General features: G+C 52.6%; 22 protein-coding genes. 7 read left to right on the top strand and 15 right to left on the bottom strand.

The genetic code is table 11. From position 1 onward, the window contains the following. Positions 1-13: 13 nt before the first annotated feature. Genes IPI29_11210 through ddpX form a run of 3 tightly spaced genes read right to left on the bottom strand, consistent with a single transcriptional unit; the run spans position 14 to position 2,792 of the window. Positions 14-874 (bottom strand): DUF2279 domain-containing protein, encoded by an 861-nt coding sequence (locus tag IPI29_11210; GenBank protein MBK7413112.1) that lies wholly within the window; start codon positions 872-874, stop codon positions 14-16. Next, positions 874-2,208 (bottom strand): hypothetical protein, encoded by a 1,335-nt coding sequence (locus tag IPI29_11205; protein ID MBK7413111.1) that lies wholly within the window; start codon positions 2,206-2,208, stop codon positions 874-876. Before IPI29_11205 ends, IPI29_11210 begins: the two co-directional genes overlap by 1 nt. Then, the gene (gene ddpX / locus IPI29_11200) at positions 2,205-2,792 is read right to left on the bottom strand and encodes a D-alanyl-D-alanine dipeptidase (protein MBK7413110.1); all 588 of its coding nucleotides are present in this window, start codon (positions 2,790-2,792) and stop codon (positions 2,205-2,207) included. The genes IPI29_11205 and ddpX overlap by 4 nt, the downstream gene beginning before the upstream one ends. Positions 2,793-2,911: 119 nt before the next feature. Between ddpX and IPI29_11195 the strand changes: the two genes are divergently transcribed. Beyond that, positions 2,912-4,036, top strand: coding sequence for a TonB family protein (locus tag IPI29_11195; protein ID MBK7413109.1), 1,125 nt, complete (start codon positions 2,912-2,914; stop codon positions 4,034-4,036). A 1-nt stretch (position 4,037) separates the two neighbouring features. Here the strand turns inward: IPI29_11195 and IPI29_11190 are convergent, their stop codons facing one another. From IPI29_11190 to IPI29_11175, 4 genes are read right to left on the bottom strand one after another with little or no spacing between them, the layout of a single operon-like run. Continuing rightward, positions 4,038-5,312 carry a serine hydrolase gene (locus IPI29_11190; protein MBK7413108.1) on the bottom strand — a complete coding sequence of 425 codons (1,275 nt, stop codon included), beginning with the start codon at positions 5,310-5,312 and terminating at the stop codon, positions 4,038-4,040. 59 nt (positions 5,313-5,371) lie between these two features. Then, positions 5,372-6,460, bottom strand: a complete 1,089-nt coding sequence (locus IPI29_11185; protein ID MBK7413107.1) for a cytochrome-c peroxidase — start codon at positions 6,458-6,460, stop codon at positions 5,372-5,374. Next, positions 6,457-7,476 (bottom strand): cytochrome-c peroxidase, encoded by a 1,020-nt coding sequence (locus IPI29_11180; GenBank protein MBK7413106.1) that lies wholly within the window; start codon positions 7,474-7,476, stop codon positions 6,457-6,459. Before IPI29_11180 ends, IPI29_11185 begins: the two co-directional genes overlap by 4 nt. Then, positions 7,451-8,437 (bottom strand): T9SS type A sorting domain-containing protein, encoded by a 987-nt coding sequence (locus IPI29_11175; GenBank protein MBK7413105.1) that lies wholly within the window; start codon positions 8,435-8,437, stop codon positions 7,451-7,453. Before IPI29_11175 ends, IPI29_11180 begins: the two co-directional genes overlap by 26 nt. A gap of 115 nt (positions 8,438-8,552) precedes the next feature. On the opposite strand from IPI29_11175, the gene IPI29_11170 reads away from it, so the two are divergent. The 3 genes from IPI29_11170 to IPI29_11160 are packed head-to-tail and all read left to right on the top strand — an operon-like array spanning position 8,553 to position 12,908. Further along, entirely contained in the window at positions 8,553-9,419 is an 867-nt protein-coding gene (locus IPI29_11170; GenBank protein MBK7413104.1) for a fatty acid desaturase, read from the top strand. A gap of 16 nt (positions 9,420-9,435) precedes the next feature. After that, positions 9,436-10,017: a hypothetical protein gene (locus tag IPI29_11165; protein MBK7413103.1), complete on the top strand. Its 582-nt coding sequence runs from the start codon at positions 9,436-9,438 to the stop codon at positions 10,015-10,017. 2 nt (positions 10,018-10,019) lie between these two features. Next, positions 10,020-12,908, top strand: coding sequence for a hypothetical protein (locus IPI29_11160; GenBank protein MBK7413102.1), 2,889 nt, complete (start codon positions 10,020-10,022; stop codon positions 12,906-12,908). On the opposite strand, the gene IPI29_11155 is transcribed toward IPI29_11160, so the two are convergent. Then, positions 12,895-13,638, bottom strand: coding sequence for a DUF547 domain-containing protein (locus IPI29_11155; protein MBK7413101.1), 744 nt, complete (start codon positions 13,636-13,638; stop codon positions 12,895-12,897). The two genes, IPI29_11160 and IPI29_11155, sit on opposite strands and share 14 nt — an antisense overlap. Positions 13,639-13,696: 58 nt before the next feature. On the opposite strand from IPI29_11155, the gene IPI29_11150 reads away from it, so the two are divergent. After that, a complete protein-coding gene (locus tag IPI29_11150) occupies positions 13,697-16,219 on the top strand; it encodes a TonB-dependent receptor (GenBank protein MBK7413100.1) in 2,523 nt (840 codons plus the stop codon). A gap of 9 nt (positions 16,220-16,228) precedes the next feature. Here IPI29_11150 and IPI29_11145 read toward each other — a convergent pair whose 3' ends face one another. Genes IPI29_11145 through IPI29_11115 form a run of 7 tightly spaced genes read right to left on the bottom strand, consistent with a single transcriptional unit; the run spans position 16,229 to position 21,976 of the window. Beyond that, on the bottom strand, positions 16,229-16,897 hold the full coding sequence (locus IPI29_11145; protein ID MBK7413099.1) for a DUF2461 domain-containing protein: 669 nt from the start codon (positions 16,895-16,897) through the stop codon (positions 16,229-16,231). Further along, the gene (locus IPI29_11140) at positions 16,894-17,280 is read right to left on the bottom strand and encodes a VOC family protein (protein ID MBK7413098.1); all 387 of its coding nucleotides are present in this window, start codon (positions 17,278-17,280) and stop codon (positions 16,894-16,896) included. The genes IPI29_11145 and IPI29_11140 overlap by 4 nt, the downstream gene beginning before the upstream one ends. A 1-nt stretch (position 17,281) precedes the next feature. Beyond that, the gene (locus IPI29_11135; protein MBK7413097.1) at positions 17,282-17,893 is read right to left on the bottom strand and encodes a DUF899 family protein; all 612 of its coding nucleotides are present in this window, start codon (positions 17,891-17,893) and stop codon (positions 17,282-17,284) included. Positions 17,894-17,904: 11 nt separating this feature from the next. Next, the gene (locus IPI29_11130; GenBank protein MBK7413096.1) at positions 17,905-18,537 is read right to left on the bottom strand and encodes a carbonic anhydrase; all 633 of its coding nucleotides are present in this window, start codon (positions 18,535-18,537) and stop codon (positions 17,905-17,907) included. Beyond that, positions 18,530-20,104 (bottom strand): SulP family inorganic anion transporter, encoded by a 1,575-nt coding sequence (locus tag IPI29_11125; GenBank protein ID MBK7413095.1) that lies wholly within the window; start codon positions 20,102-20,104, stop codon positions 18,530-18,532. The genes IPI29_11130 and IPI29_11125 overlap by 8 nt, the downstream gene beginning before the upstream one ends. A 43-nt stretch (positions 20,105-20,147) precedes the next feature. Further along, entirely contained in the window at positions 20,148-21,677 is a 1,530-nt protein-coding gene (locus IPI29_11120) for an FAD-binding protein (protein ID MBK7413094.1), read from the bottom strand. Further along, complete coding sequence (locus IPI29_11115; GenBank protein ID MBK7413093.1) at positions 21,674-21,976, bottom strand: hypothetical protein; 303 nt, start codon at positions 21,974-21,976, stop codon at positions 21,674-21,676. Before IPI29_11115 ends, IPI29_11120 begins: the two co-directional genes overlap by 4 nt. A 135-nt stretch (positions 21,977-22,111) precedes the next feature. On the opposite strand from IPI29_11115, the gene IPI29_11110 reads away from it, so the two are divergent. Further along, entirely contained in the window at positions 22,112-22,606 is a 495-nt protein-coding gene (locus IPI29_11110; protein ID MBK7413092.1) for a YajQ family cyclic di-GMP-binding protein, read from the top strand. A 45-nt stretch (positions 22,607-22,651) separates the two neighbouring features. Next, a complete protein-coding gene (locus IPI29_11105; GenBank protein ID MBK7413091.1) occupies positions 22,652-23,848 on the top strand; it encodes a pyridoxal phosphate-dependent aminotransferase family protein in 1,197 nt (398 codons plus the stop codon). The last annotated feature ends 11 nt before the right edge of the window (positions 23,849-23,859 follow it).

The raw sequence follows: 23,859 nt of genomic DNA, 5'->3' as shown, positions 1-23,859 counted from the left end.
GTCATAACCGTCATTAGAATCTGATTCCATACCACACCACATTCGGCAAGATCCGTACTGCAGGTGCTGGCAGGTGATAGAGGTGGAGTACTCGTAACACATCTCGTAGCCAAGGGGCAAGGTTTGGAATCCGGTGCAGCTGCCAATCGAGAGACAGATACACAACGTGTTGTCCGCCACCGTTGCCATCAAGGTTCTGGACGCTATGACCAATGGCAAGTCCGAGCCATGGTGGAAACCATGATTGCCATGAGGTTGGGGCAACATCGTAGGCGTTGAGCGTTAGCCAATGTGTGGTGGATGTGTAATCGTCGATAATGGCGTTGTATTGACCGTTCTTGAATTCGTCGGAAGGCCAGAACGACAGCTGAAGATCGATACTGCGCAAGGCGGGTATGTATCGCTGTGCCACGGGCAGAGAAGCCCCGATAGTATTGGCCGCGATATCGCCCCAGGAAAAACCATAGCCGGCGGAAAAGCCATCCCGGATCTCAACGTAGGTCTGGTAGGTCATCGCTACGCCAAAGCCCGACCAAGCGGCAGTTGTGGAGTCCATTCCACACCACCGAAAGAGATCGGAGTACACCGTTGATGCGGCATAGGAGAAAACCATATGTCCAAGCTTATCGGCATTGAGCGCGTAGGTGTAGTCTGTTGTGGTATTCACATGGAAGGGGACCTTTTCACCCTTCCACCAAAAGTCATTGACCAAGGCATGCCCTACTACGAAACCTGCAATGGTCACCCCACCAACAACGCCCAGTCTCACGGGATCGATGGTAGGGGGCATCTGGTTCGCATTTGTGTCTTGTTGAGAGACCACACGCGCCGATGTCAGCACCATAAGAGCAATGATGTATGCTAAGAATCGCATCAGAATCGTGCTACGATACCGATCAGCGCACCGATGCGCAGGAAGTATCGATTGATCTGAACACCGCTAAGTAACCCTACGAACTGATCGAAGGAAGATGACGATGCATCGTCCACAAAGCCCCCTCCAACAATACCACCAGCTGTGATCACTGTTTTATCAATGGTGAACTGCCAGCCAAGAGTGGCATGGTAGAGGTCGTAGTTCACAATGGCTTCATCGGCTTCATCCTCCGCCTTAAGCGAAGATCCATCGCGGATGAGGGAAACGTACAATGAAGTGGTAGCGGTCATTTGTTGGCGCATGGCTAGGCCAACATTGGCAATGCCGTACCGTTTCACTGTTGTGCCATAGATGACGGTTGTTGCCGGAATAGTACCGGTGAAGGGTTCAGGTTGCAGGGGGGTATAGGAGTCGAGTCCGTCGAACCACTCTACGGTGAGGAATAGCGTTGTTTTGGGCGCATACCACGTTGCACCGAAGGCAATGGAGAGTGGTGTTTTGTATTGTGCCTCAAGTCCGGTCTGTCTATTGCCGTAGAGGGTAACAACGGAATCGTTGATGATACTCGTTTGTGAGGTACGGACTTCGCCAAAGGTGTTGAAGAGTTTCAGGCTTGGTGTGGTAAGGGACAAGCCAAGACTGATAGGTCTTCCGTCGTAGAAATAGCCTGCCTTGGCGAGAAATCGAATGTTGTCGTACGTCTGGTAGTCTGTATGACTTGTAGCGCCGGAGGTATTGGGTCCGGATATCCCAGTTGTCAACGCCGAAGAATACGTTGACGCAACAGCAGAGAAGTAGCCGGTGATGCCGATCGCATGTTCTTTGCCGAACGATCTGGACCAAGTGATCCCGAACCAAGAGTCGAAAAGTTCGCGAATGATAGACCCGGTGACAACATAGTTCGTATCGGCACCGGCAGGTGAATAGGCGATGCCGTTGAGGTTCATTCGGACGTTTGTGCGCTTAAGAAATGAGAGCTGGAGAGATCTTGAACCAAACAACTTGATCGGAAGGTTAACGGAGACGAGGGTTGGCAGCGGCGCTGAAGATCCTGACCGAAGCTCAAGATCGAGGTCCTTTGCCTCAATTGCGGTTCGCGACCAGTTGAACGAGATCGCCGTTTGCAATGCAGTGGTATCTGGGTAGAACGCCAATGAAGCAGGGTTGTAGTACGTCGATGCAAGGTCAGTGCGAGATCCCACCACTGCGCCACCGAGCAGCCATGACTCTGTTCCGTATTGATTTGTCCAATAGTGCGAATCCTGTGCCACCAAGGGATGCGCGATTACAGCAAGAGCAAGGATGGTAATGATGCGAATGAGCATGGTCATTCGTTCAAGATGGCGAATCGCTCCCACCCACGCAGGTCAAAGTGCCACCACTCACTCGGCAACACGTCAAAACCCGCATCGGACATGATGTTCTGAAGAAGTTTACGATTCTCAAGAACTGCAGGATCGAGGTTTGTATAGGTTGCAGCTGCACGTTCTGTGAACTCGTCATAGCCGGTACCCATGTTAAGCTCGTTACCGCTACTATCGCATAACGTAAGATCAAGGGCACATCCTCGATTGTGACGAGAACCCTTTGCCGGATCTGCTACGTATCGTTCGTCGGGCACGATGCTCCACATCAGACGTTGTATGCTTAGGGGGCGATAGGCATCATAGACCTTGAGTTGGAGTCCACGTGCACGTGCCGCGCGCTGAGCCACAGCCAGGCTCTCCGCCACAATGTGACGTGCGGAAAGTGTATCGCTGGTGTATAAGACACGTTTCGTGAAGTTGTCCGCTGTGGCGTACCGTACGTCAGTCAGCAGGTCTGGAACAACCACATGCAATGGAACGAGGACTGTATCCCTTGGCTGTGTTTCAAAGGTCATGGTGATCATGCAGACTGTAAGGAGCGTAAGCATGTTCCAATCTACATCACCAGCCTATAAGAAGGTCTTGTCGGTGAAAGAATGGCCCCCTCTTGATCGTAACTTCGCCACGATGTGGAGGTCGTTTAACTAGCAATCGGAGACCCGACTTCATGTTTGTCTTTTCATTGATGTTCTGTTTTGCCGTGATCATGGGATCAACTACTATCCTCTCTCAGGATACCCTGCCGGTGCGGTGGGACTACAGTGATCTCTACGTCTCATACCCGGCCGAAGCTAGGGATCATCAACTTGAGGGTACAGTGGTCGTCTGGGTCCGCGTTGACGAGCGTGGTAATGTGAAGTCGTGGCGTATTGTGAATTCAATGAGTGATCCCCTAGACTCCGCTGTTATATCCGGCATACGCAGCCTACGATTTAAGCCTCGAGCGATCAACGGCAGAGCGGTCGCGAATGGTGAAGCGTATGTCAGATTTAGCTTTGGGGGCCACTATGGAGGCCATGGACTCGACCAATACGAACATGCTGTAGTCAACTACAACGCTCTCCTTGATATGCCAGAACACACCATCGGGGTGTTATACTATACAGAACGATTCTATGGTCGTGGTCGAGTGAGATTCATTCACGGCGATATCGAACGAGCTCGGACAGACTATGATATCGCTCGAAAGAGAGGCTGTGAACTGCCTTGGTATGGAAAGGTCCAGCACGATCTCGTTGATCCGCTCCTTCCGCGTGACACAACATCAAGAGACTCCTTGATGAAGTACGCCCAACTTCTGTCTGAATACCAACTGCCGCTAGAAGCACTAGACATGCTCCTTCGCATCATGGCAAAGTATGGCGAGCAACAAGATGTGATCCTCGAGCTAGCGAAGTGTTATGGTGTTGTTCAGGATTGGCAGAAAAAGTGGGACATGTATCGCTGGTGCATTCAGCATGGTGACACAACAACATCCGTACGGCTGGCTGCTTCCTGGGCGGCTTATCTCGCACGAGACGATCGATCGGCCGTAGAGCTTTGTGAAGAACTTGCTGACAAGTATCCGGATGACCAAAACATCCAAGGCAACTATGGACTCGCATTATTAACGTTAGAACGGTATGCCGAGGCAACAGCCATCTACCAGAGAATAGAAGACATGGAGGGTGACCCTAGTTACTACATGTTGAGTGACCTCAAGCGACACATTGGAATAGGATTCCCTGGAAAGGACAAGGCTCGTGAGATCCTGAGAGACGTCTTCAAGATTCCAGTCCTATACATTCCGTGATCTACTGCGATTTAACCAGAACTGTTCGACGTGTGGTTGAGCCAACCTTAGATTCAAAGGCATAGACGCCGGCGGGCAGTTGTCCTAGTGAAACGCTGTGTGATATGCCTTGCATCACGATTCTGCCATCCAAGGATCGTATGATGTATTCCGCACCATCGTGGTAGAGTACGTCAATGGCCGGATTCGGCCACAAGAAGGTTGAGGCATTTGCGGCCCGTTCTTCAGTAACTGCAGTAGTACTGCACGGCAGTTGTGATATCAACGTCCAAAGATCTTCATCGAATCCACTGATCGCAGGGAGCTCATCGTCTGCCTTGTTGCCCATGCGCACCACAACGAGGCCTTGACTAGGTACCACGTAGACTTTTTGGTCGTTCTTGCCAAGCCCTGAGTAGAGATCATCGGGGGCTGATGGGATGATATCGCTCGAGAAAACAAATGGTATGCCCGGCTGTATATAGCTCCCCTTGCCGTTGAGCCAGAAGAGGTAGCCGTAGGAAGGATTGAGATCCTGCGATGTGTTCTTCATCGCATTGTAATATTCTCGGTCGTGGAGGATGGTATCTCCATTCCACACGCCCCCTGCCAACAACATCAGTCCAAATCGGGCCATCGCGCGTGGTTTGGAATACAACACGCCATCCAGCCAGAGTCCGCCCATGCCCGTCCTACTTGCAAGATTGCGAGCGTAGTACTGCTGATAGCTCAACCCCGATGCCTTCGCCACAACATCTTGCAGAAGCAGATAGCCGGCGTTGTAGTAGTCCCACAGAGTCCCCGGAGCTGTGCGATACGTTAGACATGTAGGGATCTTGCAATCATCGTCAGGCGTGCGTCCTTCAAGACCCGTGGTCATCGTGAGGTGATGTCGAACAGTGATCGCGTCTTCTTGTTCAGGTGTGCACGAACTCCATCCCGCACCCAGATACGTCTTGCTCGACTTTGTGATATCCAACAGACCATTCTCTTGGGCATGCCCAACCAAAACCGACGTTACCGTCTTTCCTGCTGAGGCCCAATACCACAGACTGTCCTGTGTGAACGTTCCGAAATACTTCTCAAGGACCATCTTCCCATTCTTGAGAATGATCAGCGCCTTTGTGTTGGAGCGTTCGTTGAAGCTGTAGAGCGAGTCGATGCGTTCCTGGCACCACTCTAGCTCAGACGGAGACGTAGTTGCCCATTCGGTGCCGGCGATCGGTGGAAAATACAGCTCCTGTGCTGTAAGGGGGCTCACCACCACGAAGAAGAGAAGTACACAGAAAAAACGCATGCTGACTCCTGAAGTGAAGGTGCGCCTTGACCCAGGGCTTTAGCCCTGGGTTTAACGCGTCACGGCTTCGCGTACGCAGGATTCGTGAGGAACGTCTGGTCCGTTAAGGTCTTAAGGAAGGCAATGAGATCCGCTTTGTCGTCGGAAGTGAGCTTGATGCCCGGATTTAGCAAGAACTGCATGAGAGGATCAACGGTGCTGCTCTGCTTCACACCAGCGTTGTAATGGTCGATCACTTCCTCAAGGGTAGCAAAGCGGCCATCATGCATGTAGGGCGGAGTGACGGCTACGTTACGGAGTGATGGTGTTTTGAACTTTGCGTTATCTGCGGGGACCTTCGTCACTTTCGCCCGACCAAGATCAACAAAGGAAGCATCATCATCAAGACCGTTATTCATGTAGCGGTCATTGGTGAAGTTGGGACCGCCGTGACAGTGGAAACACTCGGCCCCCTTCTTCTTTCCCGTTACGTCAAACTCTCGAAAGAAGAGAAGTCGGCCGCGTTCTTCCTGTTCTGTGAATGTAGCCTCTCCGCGAAACACCCTATCAAATTTGTTGTCGCCTGAGATAAGGGTGAACATGTACTGTTCAAGTGCTACACCGATCTCTACATAGGAGATCGTGTCTGATTCAAAGGCGCGCGTGAACTGGTCGCGATAGACTTGAGACGCATTGAGAGTGGCCTCGAGATTGGCCATAGTGTTGTTCATCTCGATCGGGTCGAGGATCGGACGCAGAGCTTGTTCGCGAAGACGAGGAGCACGCCCATCCCAAAAGAAACCGTTCTTGTGCCATGCAAGATTTGAAAGGGGCATAGACTGGCGGGTGCCGGCTAGTCCCTTAACGCCGATGCTGAAACGACGGAGATCGGTGAAGCCATCGCCTTGGACGTGACACGATGCACAACTCTGTGTGCCATCTCGCGAGAGCGACGGGTCGTGGAACATCATTCTGCCAAGCAGCACACGTTGTTTCGTTAGCGGCCAATCTGTAGGTAACGGAACCATGTCAGTGCCGGCAGGCAGCCTGGTCATGTCGATCACGTACGGTGTTGGGTCGTAAACCGGCGGAGAAGGCGGAGCCGGAGCTTCTTCTGTGCAGCCGTACACCGTGATCACTGTTGTAAGGATGAGGGCGAAGTTCTTCATTGTCGATATCGCAGGTCGGTCAGTGATCGTTCATCAGTAAGTGTTCTCAAAAATGCCTCAAGTTCGTCGAGTTCCGTTGTCGTCAATCCCAATGCATGCAATCGCGGGTCTTTGTTGGGATGTGCATAGCCCCCTGCATTGTAGATCTCCAGCACTTCCCGCAACGTTCCGATACCGCCATTATGCATGTAGGGGGCTGTGCGTGCAACATTACGCAAGGACGGTACTTTGAATACGTTCAGATCTTCGGCACGAAACGTAAGTCTCTGGCGCCCTGGGTCGGTGTATGATGCATAGACCCCGTTGTTCGCAAAGGTGTGGGTGGTGTAGAGAAAGCCGCCGTGACATGAGCTGCACCCAGCACGCTCGCTGGCAAAGAGCTCCTTGCCTCGACGTTCTGATGCGTTGAGATCGTTGTTGTCGGCCCGAGACGAACCACTGATGAGTGTTCGCTCAAATGATGCTATCGCACGCGTGATCACGTAGGAATCGATATCACGATCGTATGCCGCACGGCTCATTCGTTGAATGGCTGTGTCGGCCGCAAACCGATCCACAACCTCCAGCATGTTCATATCGAATTCGTTGTGCTCCTGTACCGGAACAAGCACTTGCATCTCTAATGTGGGAACGCCCCCTTCCCGTAGGAAGTATGGACCGTACCCCACATTGAACAGTGAAGGGGCATTGCGGGTTCCACTGCGATCGTCAACGCCAACGCTAACGGCGAGTCCGTCTGTGAATGCCTTCGACTGCACGTGACATGATGCACATGAAACACTGCGGGTGCGCGAGAGCTCTGTGCTGAAGAAGAGGATCTTGCCGAGGGCAATGCGATCTGCATTGGGAACGTTATCGGCTGGGAACTCTTGCGCCGGAAAGCCCTGCGGTTGGTCAATCAGCGGTAGATCGAGCGGAGGTGTCTGTACATCGTTGGCACACGCTGTTAGGAGAATGACCAGCGCATGGATACCAACCGTGCAGAGCCCCTTACCGAATGATGACGAGCGGAGCATGGGAGATACGACCGTTTCCGGCGTCGATGACAATGGTATAGGAACCAACCGAGAGTGTTGCAACGGAAATGGAAGACCTGCCGCCGGTGAGTTCGGCAGTGGTCACTACCCGACCAACAGCGTCAACCAACATTACGTTCGCCGCTGTTTCGGAAACAGTAACCGAAACCACATCAGAAGCGGGGTTTGGATGGACCGATGTGGAAATAGCCTGATCACCTTCGTTGACGGATGACGGAGCAGCGGCCGTAAAGACTCGCGTTGCCATGTTCTCGGTCAGTGTCTCGGTCTCTGGTCCATATCCATGGAAGATGAGTCCTTGTGACACGTCCAGATCCTTGAGCAAGGCACTATACTCCGCATTGAGGACCACGTCCACGCCGGAGGAGGTCACTGTAGATGTCACAGGAATCACGATTCGACGGTAGAGCGTATCACCAACGCTGTGGACCTGAACATCTGCCTTTGCTGTTGCTGCTGTTGAGCCGGCCGATCCCTCAAGAGCGATGAACCGATATCCTGCAGCCCATCCCCAGTGCATCGTTGGGTCCTTGAGTGCAAGAGGATGTTCCGGTGGATAGATCGAAGGGTCATTGTGGTTCGCAATTCTGTCAACACCGATGTGGATCTCAAGGCTATCGATGCGCGAGATATCATAGTTGCCAACTACATACCTCGATACATCGTTCACATCAACCAGCAGATACACATTATCGGCCTTGGTGCGTAGTCCGCCATCATGGACAAAGCTGATCTCTGCAACGTAGAATCGAAGCATCCGCGGAGAGAAATAATACCGTCCGTTGTCCATTGGTACCGGTTGATCCATCACAAATGGATTTCCATTCATCATCGCATTGAAGACGATCCCAATCTCCCCAGAAATGGCAGAAATATGGATCAAAAACGTTGCGGCAATGAGAGAGATCGTACGCATCTGGTACACTTTAGGGCGGTTCATGTGAATGCAATGGGTCAAAATACAGGGTATCGGTTACAAACCGTAGCGGAGGAACCGTGCATTGGGGTTAATTTGTTGTTCTAGGATGACCAGTTTCATAAAAGACCGACCCCCTATGTTGCTCAGATTCAAAGAAGACAGACGCACGGTAGCCTATATGGCTGTTACCACGCTCGTCTTCGTCCTTCAGTGGACCATCGTCGGTTTCCAACCACTTCTCTATGTTGGTTACCTTTTCCTTTCTGTTGCTGTAACGGTGATCGCACACAATCACAATCACTTGCCGATTTTCCGCAAGCCATTCCTTAACACCCTTACCGACTATTGGCTTACGGTGTTCTATGGCTTCCCAGCATTTGCGTGGATTCCAACCCACAACATGAATCACCATCGCCTGAATAACAAAGAGGGCGACTACACGATCACGTATCGGTTGACGGAGAATAACACGCTTCTGATGCTGCTGTTCTACCCAACCATGAGCTCCTACTTCCAGCAGAAGCCTATCCGCGACTATCTCCGCAACATGTGGAATGGTGACAGGCGCAAGTGGGCACTGGCGGCCGGACAGTACTTGATGCTCTTTGTGTGGATCGGCACGTTCTTGGTGCTGGACTGGCAAAAGGCGCTTCTCTACGTCGTTATTCCACAACAGGTTGGCCTGTTCGCAGTGTTGGTCTTCAATTACGTACAGCACGTGCATGCCGATGAAGAATCGCAGTGGAATCACTCCCGAAACTTCACCGGCTGGCTGAATCTCCTCCTCTTCAACAATGGATATCACACTGTTCACCACGACAAAGCAGGTTCCCATTGGAGCAAGGCTCCGGAACTTCATGCGGCCGTGGCCAAGAACATCGACCCTGTGTTGATCGAGAAGAGTTTCTGGTGGTACATCTTCCGTGTTTACTTCCTCGGAGCCCTCATCCCGAAGTTTCGCACGAAGTCCATGCGCTTAGCCCGCATGCAGCACAGCTCATAACCTGCTATATTTCGGCATGAAATGCCGTATATCGCTCGCGCTCTTCTTCGCGTTTACCGTTGCAGCCACGGCTTCCGTGGACTCCTGCCTGGCAGTACTCCGCCCCAACTTGACGATCGGCGAAAAGGATCTCTTGGATGTATCTGAGCGATGGTCAAATATGCGTCGCATTGAAGATGCGGAGCGCGAGACCTTCCTCCGAAATGCCGGATACGCCGATTCTACAGGATCGATCCCATCCAAGATCCGTGTTGATGAGATCGCAGGCTGCAACATAGGGCGTGAATCCGACACACTGGAGATCCGACTGTTCCGCGTGTTGGGGATAGAGGGAACCAAGGACGAAAACGTCTATGTTGTAACAACGAGTCGGCAGAATATCATTGCCCGATCATTGATCGCATCACTGCAGGCAACGTGCGAGAGTACCTTCCTCCGCGCCTGTACGATGGAAGACGATGGGTCAATTCGGGTTGGTCAACTCCGCCATGATTTTGATTGCGAGAAGGATGAATTTCTCCGTACTGAGCCCCTTCCCGGTCTCACGATCCGAGTACGGGATGATGGATCGATCAGTGAAACCGTTGAAGGCGAATAAGTATGCGAACTCTCTATCTCTGTCTCTTCGTGTTTGCCACACTTCCCATTTTCGCAGCAGAGAACCAACCGCTTCTTACGCCGGAGAAATGGCCTGCCTCGTTCACGGGGAAACATGCGGCCTCATTCTATTCGATCGATGCAACGGCGTTTTCCCAAGCGCGATCATTGGCAGATGACGAGTCGATCATGCTCACTGTGCAGCTCCCTAAACTCGGCACCGTAGAGATCAGGGCCAGTCGGTTCCGAGTGATCGACGAGCAAACAACCATTACTGCCATGACCGCAAATGGTCCGATGCCTGTGCCGCCACCGCAGAGTGTTCTTCTCCGCGGACGCATCATCGACATCCCAGACAGTTATGTGATCCTTGCCGTCTATCCCAACTGGTGCACGGGATTTATCACTACGGGCCCATTAGCGTTGAATAGAACATATCGCATCAGCCCCCTATCGAATGGGAGTGGTGCGCAGACGATGGTTGTGTATGATGGCGCAGACGTGCCGGCGGTGAATGATTGGAACTGCGGCACGTTGGATCCAACGGATGTGCACACACCGAGCGAGAAGAATGCCGACGGTCCGCAGGCAGTGACGTTCCGCCAGATCAAGCTCTCCATCGAGTGTGATGAGCCATTCTACATCGATCATGGTCGCGATCTCACAAAGGCCACTCAATATGCGGAAGCCGTTGTTGCGGCATCGAGTGCGATCTACGAACGAGACGTAACAGCTACACATACCATCGGTTCGCTGATGGTGTGGACCACAACGGATCCGTATACCTCAAATTTGCCCGATGAGATGCTCGTTCAATTCCGCGATCGATGGCGGACACTGAACGGAACTGTGAATCGCAGCGTTGCTCATCTGTTCTCTGGCGTGAACAACATTGGTGGTATCGCCTATGTTGATCAACTCTGCAATAAGCAATGGGGCTATGCAGTGGTGGGGACGAATAACAACGTTACCTATCCGGCAGCCGGCTATGTGTGGGACACAGATGTGTTCTCACACGAACTCGGACACAATGTTGGTTCACCGCATACACATTCGTGCACGTGGAATCCACCGATCGATTCGTGTTACACTGCCGAAGGCAGTTGTTTCACCGGAACAAAGGCAACGAAGGGTACGATCATGTCGTACTGCCATCTCACAGCACAAGGAACCGAGCTTGTGTTTCACAGCCGTGTTGTGACGCTGATGAAGAACAAGCTGAATGCAAGTGCCTGTACGCCGCTCATATCCTTGTTCGATCTCACTGTTCCAGCGTCGGTTAGTGTCTGTAATGGCAACCCAACGAGTGTTACTGCAACAGCAACGGGAGGAACGGGCAGACTTTCCTATCGTTGGCGCGGTCCGCTACTAGATACCACCACGCAGAGTCAGACGCTGGTGATCGCACCAGCAGCTTCCTTTAAACTCTTTATTACCGTTACAGACTCTGTTGGAAGTACGATCACAGATTCGACGAACGTAACGGTCAATGCAAAGCCCCTTGCGATCATCAATGCAACGGAAGACCGCGTTTGTACAGGTACAGTTGTAGAGGTAACGAGTCAGCTCACCGGCGGACGACTTCCATACACGTACCGTTGGTTGAAGAACGGAACGGTGATCGACACAACATCGGACATGGTCTGGCCGCGAATCGATTCTACTACCTCGATCCGATTGATGGTAACGGATCTCAATGGATGCTCCGATACGTCGGACATCGTGATCACTGTGCCCGACCACAGACTTGTCCTTGATCCGCCGATGCTTGTGATACCACCGTTGACGGTGTGTGATGCCTCGTTCACGTCGGGGATCACACTTCGAAATGATGGACTTGAGACCATCGTGATCGATTCACTTCGTTCCGGGTCAGCACTTGCTGTTTCCACAGATCTGCCCATCATCATTCCGCCAGCGAGCGCCATTGTGTGGAACGTGAATGTTTCGGCAAAAGCCACAGGGCTGATCAAGGACTCACTGATCTTTATCTCTCGACTCTGCAACACTCGATTCAAGCTCCCTGTGCAAGGCTCGCGGGAGACGCTTCGTGTCATGTCTTCCCTGCCCGCAGATCTTGGTGCAAAGATCGTGTGCGACACTCCAACACCACGATTCGCTTCCATACGGATCGATAATCCGTCTCCGTTCCCGATCCAGGTAACGAGTGTGTCCGGAAAACAATTCGGAAACAACATCTCTCTCGTGAACGGTCCGGTCACCATTCCATCCACATCCGAGCAGGCCGTGCAGATCACCACGGACATCAAGAGACTTCCGGGTGTCCACACAGACTCGCTTACGATCTCCTTTGTAAGCGAAGGATGTGAAGGGGCTCTTACCATCCCTCTTACAATGCGGGTTATTGGTCTTTCGGTCGACCATCCGAGTGTGGTCTCCTTTGATACTGTGCTCACTTCAGAAGCGTCTCTTACGCGGATGTTCACAATCAATGTGTCACTCATCGGCAGCAACAAGATCACAACGCAGAATGTGCGGATCGATGAGCCATTCACCACGACCATGACCGATGGATTGGTCTTGCCTCACGGACGTCAAACGTCGATCGGTGTGTCCATCGCCCCCTCCCAGATATCTATCGATGGAGAGGTGAAGGGTAAACTGAGATTCTCGCTCGATTCCTGCAGTACTGAACGTACGATCGATATCTCGGCGATCATACGAACAGTGAGCGTCAACACTGAAGACCCACTGTATTGTCCCGTCGATCCGGCCAGTGAGTTCTTTGTCTATGACCTACGCGGAATGCTCGTATCACACACAACAGGTGTGGTGCAGGAAGAGATCGTTAGCGGACTCAGCAGAGGGGTGTACATCCTTGTGAATGTCACAGCCGGACATCGCCGTACACAACGACTCATTTGCCGTTGAGTGACCAGTCGTAGTCATTCCACACGATGGTCCATGCCTTAGGCTCTTTTTCAAGACGAGCCCGTATCGGCTGTTGCAGGTAGCGCGAGATCGTCCGCAAAAGGTCCGCATGGGTCTTCCCGAAATCGGCCAAATACCACTCGAATACGTGTGAGAGATAGGCCTTTCCTGCTGCGTTGTCAAATCGGTTCAAAGCTGGGTCATTGAGAAACCTCTGCGCTTGAAGGTCCAGAAGGGAGTCTACGTTCGCGGCTGTGTATGCTTCTGACAAGAGGGGCGGACAACTCCGGGCTGCGCAAACCAGAGCAAAATGAATTCGATTGTCGCCGAGTGGACGGATCAGATCGTTCTCGATCTCATTGAGTGAGTACGTAGTCTGCTCGATCGTTACGAGGGGTCGGTCCCAAACCTTTCCATTCGATAGATCCCGAATGGACTTCAGCGGAAAGTTGTCACAGATCAACTTGATCGTGAACGCATTATAGACGTTGATCCAAAAGGCTAGTCGATCTGCACCCTTTAACCCAGACGCCTTGGTCGAAGACAGAGAAGCAAGGTAGGGGGCAAACCTGCCATCCTTCTTGATGCCAGCATAGTCCACTCTTCCATCACGGACGTGAGACCCTAGCACTGCAGAATAGGCCGAATGGTCCAGCTGTGCGGATGCGATGAAGACGGTCACAGAGAACGTTACCAACGTAAAAAGAATGCTGAAAAGGGCAGATTTCATAGGTTTGCACTCCGACCGACTGGTCGGTTTCACAGGGATGACTTCATTTTGGAGCAATATGCGCACGCTTGGTTCTCTCTTGACAGCTCTTGTTCTTCTTTCGGTTTCCGCTTTGGCGCAAGGTTCGGGTGTGATCATTGGACAGGTGTCGGACGCGATCTCCAAGGAGAACCTCAACGGGCTGAATGTGTTACTTGCCGGACGCACCAAGATGGTGACGACGCGTGGTGATGGTTCGTTTATCATCGGTAATGTTCCTCCAGGTCAGCACGTCGTGAAGATCTGGGGTCTTGGTTGGCTGCCTCAGGAGCGTACAGTAGACGTGGTGGGATCGGACACTGTCCGAGTAGCTATCGTCCTCGACCCAACGAACCGGAACATGGGCGAGATCATGGTCTATGCCGCATCGCGTAGAGGAGAGAAACTCACGGATGCTCCGGCAGCTATCGACATCGTCACTCCCATGGCACTCGAGCAAGCCGCTGCCCACGGACAGACCGCAAAGGCCCTTGAGCACTTTGCCGGTGTGGATGTTGCGCAGAGTGGTTCAAACGACTTCAACGTGAATGCACGGGGCTTCAATAGCTCGATCAACCGTCGAATGCTTGTACTCATCGACGGACGCGATCCATCAACGCCCCTTATCAACCTCATTGAATGGAATTCGATGCAGACCGTGATGGAAGATCTTGCTTCCATCGAAGTGGTACACGGTCCGGGATCGGCACTCTATGGTCCTAACGCCTACAACGGCGTGATCAACATGCGTACCTTTTCACCGCGGGAAGTTCTTGGTACCCGTGTGACCGTATCTGCCGGCGAATGGGAGACGTATCGTGCCTCGATCCGTCACGCAGGCGCGATGGGAGACTTCTCCTACAAGCTTGCCATCGGTGGTAACTACTCCTACAACTACTCGCTCGTGCCGCGGAATCTCGATCCAACAAAACCGAACAACGGTCTCGAATATCCGGGTCCCTCGTACGACGTAACAGACACTACTCGCGGCTATTCGCGCATCCTCTCTGATGCGCACCGACATCCGTTCGCTGTAGGCGGCACACTACGTCTCGATTATGATCTCTCACCAACAAGTAAGGTTCTTGCTGAAGGGGGCTTCTCAGCATCCGGCGACGAAATGTATGTGAATCAAACGGGTCGACTAGTTGTTCAGCGAGTTGAAAAACCCTTTGCACGTCTTGCCTATCAAAGCGAGAACTTCAACGTTCAGGGTCTTTGGCAACGTCGGGTAACGCCGCTCAAGCAAGTGGTCTACAATGCTGTTGCTGCGTCTCCCGAAGAATCGACCATCATGGGTGTTGATGCCCAATACAACAACACCATTGCCGATGCCAACCTTCACTACATCGTTGGCGTGAATGCCGAGTATCAGGACATCTATTCGCCGGCCCGTGTTGATACCATTGCGTATTACACAAAGACCGGTGCGCCCGTCCTTGAAGGTGTAGGCCTCACCGATCCGCAACAATTGTATGGTCGCTTCCTCGGCGGCTATACCCAACTCGAATGGAAGCCTACAAATGTTGTGACCGTTGTTGGTGCATTGCGAGTAGATGCCTCGAACCTGTTCGATCTTCAACTATCGCCGAAGCTCGGCGTGGTTCTCGAACCAATGAAGGGACAGAGCTTCCGCCTCACCTATAACCGCTCGTTCCTTCGTCCTAGCTATGCAGAACTCTATCGGTATTCTCCGGCTGGTGCCCCGGCAAATCTCAGTGCCATTCCGGGTATCGTAGACTCGGTTACGAGTCAGCTCGTTGGACGTCCGGTACAGGCCAATCTGCCCCTTACCGCAAACACCGCACAGTGGAACCTGGGCAATGTTCAACTCGATCCGGAAACGGCGCAGTCATTCGAATTCGGCTACAAAGGCAGCTTCGATGCAAAGCTCTTTGTAGGCTTCAACGTCTACTTCAACCGTCGCGCAGATTTCATCTCTGCGCCGCTGGGTGGTATCACGCCTGATGTGTATGCGCCGGTTCGCAGTAACACGGGTGACGCGGAAACGGACCGCATCGCTGACTCTGTGATGTTCGCCGAAGTCCGCAAGGTTCGTGCCGGCGGAGTGCCGGTTGACCCGAACAGACTTGCCTACTACAAGGGTCTTGCTTCTCTTGTGATCGCACCAACGAACATTGCCATCGTCAATGAGATCGGTACCGAGATCAGCGCTGCCTACTTCCTTACGAACGAGCTCAGCGTAAATGCGAACTATGCCTACCTCGACACCAAGGTGGTTGACAACGATGTGCCGGCGGCAAAGATCCTTCCGAATACATCACGTCATCGCATCAACGGCGGTATCTCGTATCTCAATGCCGGTAACTACGATGCAGGGATCGAGATCCGATATGTGGAAGGCTTCAAGTGGATCGCCGGCCTGTTCGAAGGATTCGTTCCTTCATACGCGGTGGTCAACCTCAATGCGGGTTACTACATCACAGCAGATCTGCGTGCATCCGTGAATGTGTTCAATCTATTGGACCGTCAACACTATGAAGTGTTCGGTGGTACGATCCTCAGACGTCAAGTAACCGGAACCATCTCGTACACCTTCTAAGTACAGGGCTCAGTCCAGCGCCTGAGCAAAGAAATCATTGAGAGGCTTAGCGGCCTTGTAGTATTCCACAAGCGTCTTCACACAGTCCTGACTGGTGAAGACGCTTTTTGGTATGTCGGCCCAATAGTAGAACTGTTTGTTGGCGATAAGGGGCTCCTTAACAGCCACCTCTTTGAACTCAGCTGGTAACACCTTGTTCTTCTCGCCCTTGAGTTCTCCGAACAGCGACACAAATGACTTTGCCTTGAGCAGCTTGTGGAGGTCCTTGCCTTCGTGACTGATAAGGTCGCGGATGGATGCAAGCTCTTCCTTCTCAGGCATGTACGCGCCCCCTCCAACTGCTCCACCCTTTGCACCCACTTCAAAGTAGAACCCCGGATAGCCCATGGCCTTCTTCCCACGAAGATTGATGTGTCCGGCTAGATGGGTCTTGTAGGGGATCTTCTCCTTCGAGAACCGGATATCGCGATTGATGCGATAGATCGCATCCTTTGCCTCGAGGTGCAACGCAGGCTCGATGGTGCGAACCTGATCGATGAGTTCTTGAACAAGGTTCTTGAACGGTGCCTTCACGTATTGTTCATACGTGCTTCGATTCGCATCGAACCATTCTTTTGTGTTGTTCTTCTCGAGTTGCGAAAAGAACGCGAAGTACTCTTTGCTCAGCATGACGATCACGCGTTAGAATGGAATGCCATGTGATTGCCTTCGCTATCGAGGAAGACTGCCATAAAACCGTAGCCATTCCCGATCTCTGTTTTCGGAACGAGAAGTGTTGCGCCGGCAGCTACTGCACGATCGAGATACGCTTGCAGGTCCGGATTTGCATTGAGATAGAGTAGGGGGCCTTGTGTTCCTGGACGATGATCCTTGAGGTAAACAACGGCCCCGCCTACCTTGCCCTCATCTGCCGGAAGCATTGCCATCTTCAGCGGGTCTCCGCCAGGAATGGGCATTTCCATCACCGGCAATGAAGTTTCAAAGACGGCACCATAGAATGTTGTTGCTCGATCGAAGTCGGTACTCGGGATCTCAAACCAATTGATGGCGTTGCGTTCCATATCAATGTCCTTCTGGGAGGGTGATGGTGATCGGCTGCTGATACGAATATTGTGGTGCCCAGTTGGATCCGCCATCGTGTAGAAGCTCGAACATCGGGAAGATGGGCATGTAGGTGTCGCCCGGACCGAAGAAGTCATATGCAACACGAGTGATGCTGCCGTCATCATCATTCCGATGGAATGTTGAGAAGCCGGGCATCAAGGAAAGACCCTTATCGGTTTCTGAGGCAAAGCCCATGGTCTTGGTGAAATGTCCATCGTCATCGCGGATCATGCGGAACTTCCAACCGCGACTCTCGGCGAATTCACGCTGGATCTCGGGGAGATCGCGATTCATCAGGACGATCGCCGAACCACTTTGAAGATGTGGAAGCATTCCGTTGAGTCCATCAGCCCACAGCGTGCAATAGACGCAGCTTTTGCCCATGTTATGAATCACGATCAGATCGTTGCGACCATCAAAGAGATCTGTGATCGATGTTGCAGAGCCCCCTTCAGACAATTGATAGTCCGACGGTTCAACGGTTGTTGGTGTGGAGCGCAGAGCCGCCACAAGTTGTTTCCGTGCCTCAAAGAAGTTCTCGATGAGGGGTGTTAGCTGGTTGGATGTCATGCCGCTGCCCTTTATTCAAACTCGAATTCGTAGATGTCGTGCGGATGTTCACCTGGGTCTACCTTGATGATGTCGTTCAGTTTGCCGGTTTTCATATCGTACACCCAGCCGTGAAGCATTGGTCTGCGATGATCCTTCCATGCATGCTGGACAAAGGAAATGTCCGAGATGTGGCTCACCTGTTCGATAACATTCAGTTCAACAAGTCTATCTGTTCGTTGTTCAAGGTCTGATATCGCATCCAACTCTTCTGCATGGAATCGATATACGTCCTTGATATTGCGCAGCCATTTGTTGATGAGGCCCAGGTCTTTCTTCGTCATGGCGGTCTTCACACCTCCGCACCCATAATGACCACATACGATGATGTGTTTCACTTGCAATACGTCAACGGCAAACTGCAGAACGCTGAGAATGTTGAAGTCCGTATGAACAACGAGGTTGGCAACATTACGGTGGACGAAGAGTTCTCCTGGCTGTGTGCCGGTTACTTCCTCGGCAGGAACACGACTATCGGAGCAGCCTATCCAGAGGTACTCCGGCCTCTGTTCACGGGCTGATGCCGTGAAGAAATCGGCGCGCAGATCGAGTTTGTCCTTGACCCAAGCACGATTGTTCAGAAGAAGTCTGCGGAAATCATCCATGGGTATGTGCTCCTTGTTTGCCATAGAAGTGGTGATACTCAATGGTGATGTTGCGGTGATGCGCCGCCTGATTGAAATCGAGGATCGTCTCGTAGATATCGTGATCAACATAGAGGGCCTTGGTGCCATCGATGATCACGTGCGAATCCGATGGGATCTGACGAAGAGCATTCTTCAATGACGACTTCTGAACGAAGGTCATGTCCTTGTTGAAACGAAGGAGCCAATTGCGACCCTCGCTCACTAGCGTCATCGAAGTGCGATGGTAGGACTTCATCACAAAGAACACGCTCACGAGCAGACCGATCCCTACACCGACCAGAATGTCCGTTGCAACGATCACAATACATGTTGCGATGAACGGAAGGAACTGCGTATACCCTTCCTTCCACATTGCCCGGATGAGTTTAACGGAGGAAAGCTTGTACCCCACTACCAAGAGAACGGCAGCAAGGCAGGCAAGGGGGATCGTATTGAGCAAGCTTGGGATGAGGACAACGGCAAGGAGAAGCAGGAGTCCGTGAACCAAGGACGACAGTCTGCTGCGACCACCGGCATAGACATTCGCGGACGATCGAACGATAACGGACGTAACGGGAATTCCACCGATGAAACCGCTCAGAGTATTGCCGATGCCCTGGGCGTAGAGTTCGCGGTTCACGTCGGAGATCCGTTTTTCTGGATCCATTTTATCAACGGCTTCTACGGAGAGGACAGATTCGATACTCGCAATGATGGCGATCGTTACAGCAATAGTCCACACATCGATTCGGAATACGGCAGAGAGATCCGGAAAGGTGAATTGGCCAAAGAATCCGCTAATAGAAGTGATAACCGGCAACTCAACTACGTGGTCCTTTTCTGCCGTGAGTTGCCACCCCGTATCAAAGGCCCCAAACGCTTGATTGATGAGCGCGCCCACGAGAACACTGACAAGAGCGCCGGGTACGATCTTCGTCCATGCTTGACGCTTGATCGGACCCCATTCCCACAATAGGATGATACCTAGACACACCGCAGTGATTACCACTGCACCAGGCTGCAGGATGTTCATGTCCAATGCGCGGAACGGATCGAGGAAGATGTTAAGCCAGTCCCAGCCGGCAAAGGCCATCTCTTCGTCGGTGAAACCGTGATCGTATCCAACTGCGTGAGGGATCTGCTTGAGGATGATGGTGATCCCGATAGCAGCAAGCATCCCCTTGATCACACTGTGCGGAATGAAGTTGCCGAGTGAGCCGGCACGCACTGCTGCAATACCAAGCTGGATGATGCCTGCAAGAACAACCGCCGTTAGAAAGACGGGGAATGATCCAAGCGAGATGATCGCCGAGGCAACAATGGATGCAAGTCCAGCCGCCGGTCCACTCACGGAAAGTTCTGATCCGGAGAAGAGCGTTACAACGATGCCACCGATGATACCACCGATCACTCCGGCAAAGAGCGGCGCTCCGGAGGCGAGTGCAATTCCAAGGCACAGCGGAAGAGCTACAAGGAAAACAACAATACCTGCCGGGACATCCCGAGAGGCAAAGGAGAGGCTGGGGAGGGAAATACCGTATTTCATAGTGACTATGAATCTACGGCACCCGGACCGTATGGCAAGCCCCCTAGACGATCACATCCGGATCCGCAGTGGAATCGAGCCCCCAGTCAACCATGAGGTCATTGGTAAAGGCCACCATGCTCTTCGGATCCTGCATGAGTGTTCTACGTGCCCTCAGCCAAGAAGCAACCTTTGCGGTGCCATACATGGTGCGAATTGATGTGGCGTTGAGCTCCAGCACCTTCCCCCAATGGAAGGTATAGGCAATGCCTGCCTTGTCCAGCTCTCTCCAGAAGTCCCTACAGAAGTCCACCGAACGTGAGGAGTATTCACCATCGAGCTCCACAATGCACGTATGAGGATTCTGCGTGAATCCAAGCGTGGCCTCCGTGCTCTTCACCCATCGGTAGGAGAAGATCCCTGAGAACTGTTCTGAGACGTTCATGGTAAGCAAGATCTGCGTCACGGTGTCTACATCCATCGGATCGATCCCTACGGCACTGCTTAGGACCTTACCATGGGTATCCGTGTTGGAGAAGATCTCTGCATGTGTTCCCCATACATCTGAATACGGCTTGTAGGTTGCTCCTACTAGCGTATTGACCGTTGCCGGAATCAGACCGGTTGCAATACCCACAAGACCGCCGATGAAGGTTGGGACGTCATCGCCGGGAACAACGCCACCTTGCAGTCCGGCGGGAGGCGTGTAGTCGGTTCGGTACGGACGTTTGTACATACAGGTCACCAAAACGCCCCCTGCCAGATCATACGGATTGAGAACGATCTGGAAGTGCCACGGACGTTCACTTCCGTGCGGAAGAGGTGAGTCCGTGAAGTCGAGATGTTTCATCATTGGCAGAAGCGCATCGTTGAACGGTAGGTTCACGCGATGACATTCATACAGAAAGAGCGGTTCGGTCTCGATCATCACACCGTGAATGAAACCGAACGACCCAAAGCTCACCAGAGCAGCGTTGAATAGTTCATCATCGCTGATGCGTTCAGCATTGAGCTTCGAGACAAAGGAGTCAGAGGCCACCGGATACGATGCTCGTTCCAACCAGACGTGACGTGTAGGGTTCACGATGATGTGGAGTCCAACAACACACTCCGTAATTGCGCCGAAGTCAATGGCGGCACCATGGGTCCCGGTTGACATTGCCCCGGCGATCGTCTGTCCGTTGCTGGCGCCCGAGGTCCGAAGCGAACGCCCCCTCCGTTTCAGAGCTATACTCAGCTCCTGTACGGACGCACCACACTGTGCAAAGTAGAGGTCATCGTTCGTCTTGGCATAGTTCCCGGAGACACTGGCAGCCGAAATGCGGAAGGTGAGGTTAAGGGGCTTGGTGTTCAACAGAAGTCCGTCAGTTGAAGCGATCTTGGTCCAGGACCATTCGCCCCCTACCGCACGGATATGCTGACCCTTGTCGATTGCCTCTTGAATGAGAAGCTGAATGCCCAGTGTGGCGTCATTGTAGTCATCAAGGACGCTGCCGGAGTCGTTGTTGCCAAGGTCTACGAGATCGTCGATCTCCTGCTCAAAGGTTTCGTGGCGGTTGATCCACTGACGTTCACCGGTGCGGCTGATGATCATAGTTCACCTTCGCGCTGACATGGCTTGGAGCACTTCCATTCGATCTGTGTTGGGCACCAGATGCCCAGTGTGAGGACGGTGATGAGGGAGTAGCCAAAATTGTTGGTCACTCGAACCTCATCCAGTCCCTTCACGTTGATGGAGTCGCAGTTCGATGCGATCACATCTTCTTGCACCAAACCCCAGAAGAGCGTGTGAACCGTTTCGGACCGGTAGGTTGTTGATGGGTCATAGGCGGCAGTATTCACGCGAACGTGGTAGCAGCCTTGTAGCAACGTCAGGCAAAGGATGAGCAGCAGGGCTCTCGGAACGTTCGTCGTCATACGAATGACCCCTCAAAGATGGCGGTACGAGATTATACGTACGACAACTTACGCCCCCTGACATTCCCTACAAACTCTCCCGACCCCGTATCTTTGTGCTCAGGAGGATCTATGTCAACGTATTCTTTCGACTTCATCAGTGAGGTCGACATGCAAGAGGCGGACAACGCCATCAACCAGGCCATCAAGGAGATCGACCACCGGTATGACCTGAAAGGGTCGAATTGTGAGGTTGAACTTAAGCGGAACGACAAATCGTTTCAGATCCGGGCCGACGGCGAGCACTTCATTGTTTCTGCCCTGGAGATCGTCAAGAACAAGATGATCAAGCGGGGCATCAGTGTACTTGCCTTGGATGAGCAAAAGGTGGAGCTCCTCAGCGGGAAGAGCGTGCGCCAGACCGTTAAGCTCAAAGCTGGGCTCACAAAAGAAGACGCTAAGAAGATCACGTCGCTGGTGAAAGAGCAGAAACTCAAGGTAACTGCTCAGATCATCGATGAAAAGGTTCGCGTGACGGGTAAGAGCAAGGACGACCTGCAGGATTGTATCGCGGCAGTACAAAAAGCCGACCTCGGCTTTCCGGTCCAGATTGACAACCTGCGTTAGCCCCCTAGCTTTTCCGATATTTGTTTTCCCAAAATTGGAGTTTATGTGGATCTGTTCCAGAAGTGTCGAGACTTTACGCGGGCCGATGAAGTAAAAGCTGCCGGTCTCTATCCGTACTTCCGTCCGGTTGAAGAGAACGAAGGTCCGGTGGTCACCATCGAAGGCCGCAAGGTGATCATGGCCGGCTCGAACAACTACCTCGGTCTTACAGCCCACCCCAAGGTGAAGCAGGCCGCCAAGGATGCCATCGACCGCTATGGAACCGGCTGCTCAGGGTCGCGCTACCTAACGGGCACGATCAAACTCCATGTTGAATTGGAGAAACGTCTCGCTGCCTATCTCGGCACCGAAGACGTTCTGCTGTTCTCAACGGGCTACCAGACTGCACTCGGCGTTATCTCGTCGCTCGTGCAAAAGGGTGATTATGTGATCTCCGACAAGGAGAACCACGCCTGTATCATCAATGGTGCTTTGTTGGCAAAGGGTGGCTTTGCCGAGTTTGTGCGCTACAAGCACAATGACATGGAAGATCTCGAACGCGTGATGCAGCGCATCCCAGACAGTGCCGGTAAGCTCATCGTAACAGACGGCGTATTCTCTGTTTCCGGCGAGCTTGTTCACCTGCCGGAAATGCTACAGATAGCCGAGAAGTACGGTGCACGTGTGCTTGTAGACGATGCCCATGCAACCGGTGTAGTTGGTGTAGGCGGAAGAGGTACAGCATCACATTTTGGTCTCGTAGAAAAGACCGACATGACGATGGGTACGTTCTCCAAGACATTCGCATCCCTTGGTGGCTTCATCGCCGGTCCGGAACGCGTAACGAACTACATCAAGCATCACTCCCCGGCACTCATCTTCAGTGCCTCACCTACACCTGCCTCTGTAGCATCGGCACTTGCAGCCCTTGATATCGTGGAAGCGGAACCGGAACGCATCACAAAACTCATCGCCAATGCTGACAAGATGCGCGCCGGATTCACGAAGCTCGGATTCAACGTCATTGAGTCGCGCACAGGCATCGTACCGATCATCGTTGGCGACGCACAACTCGCACTTGTCTTCTGGCGCAAACTCTACGATAAAGGCGTCTTTGTGAATGCCTTTGTACCACCGGGTGTTCCGCCAAATCTCTCCATGATGCGGACCAGCTACATGGCTACACACGAAGACGAACATCTCGATACCATCCTCAACATCTTCCAAGAAGTTGGGATCGAGCTCGGCCTCATTTCCGCCTAAGGCACCGCTGA

Source organism: Ignavibacteria bacterium, from assembly GCA_016707005.1.
Taxonomy (GTDB): Bacteria; Bacteroidota; Ignavibacteria; order Kapaibacteriales; family Kapaibacteriaceae; genus UBA10438.
The sequence above is the reverse complement of the archived record's forward strand: the minus strand, read 5'-3'. Positions and strand labels throughout refer to the sequence as shown.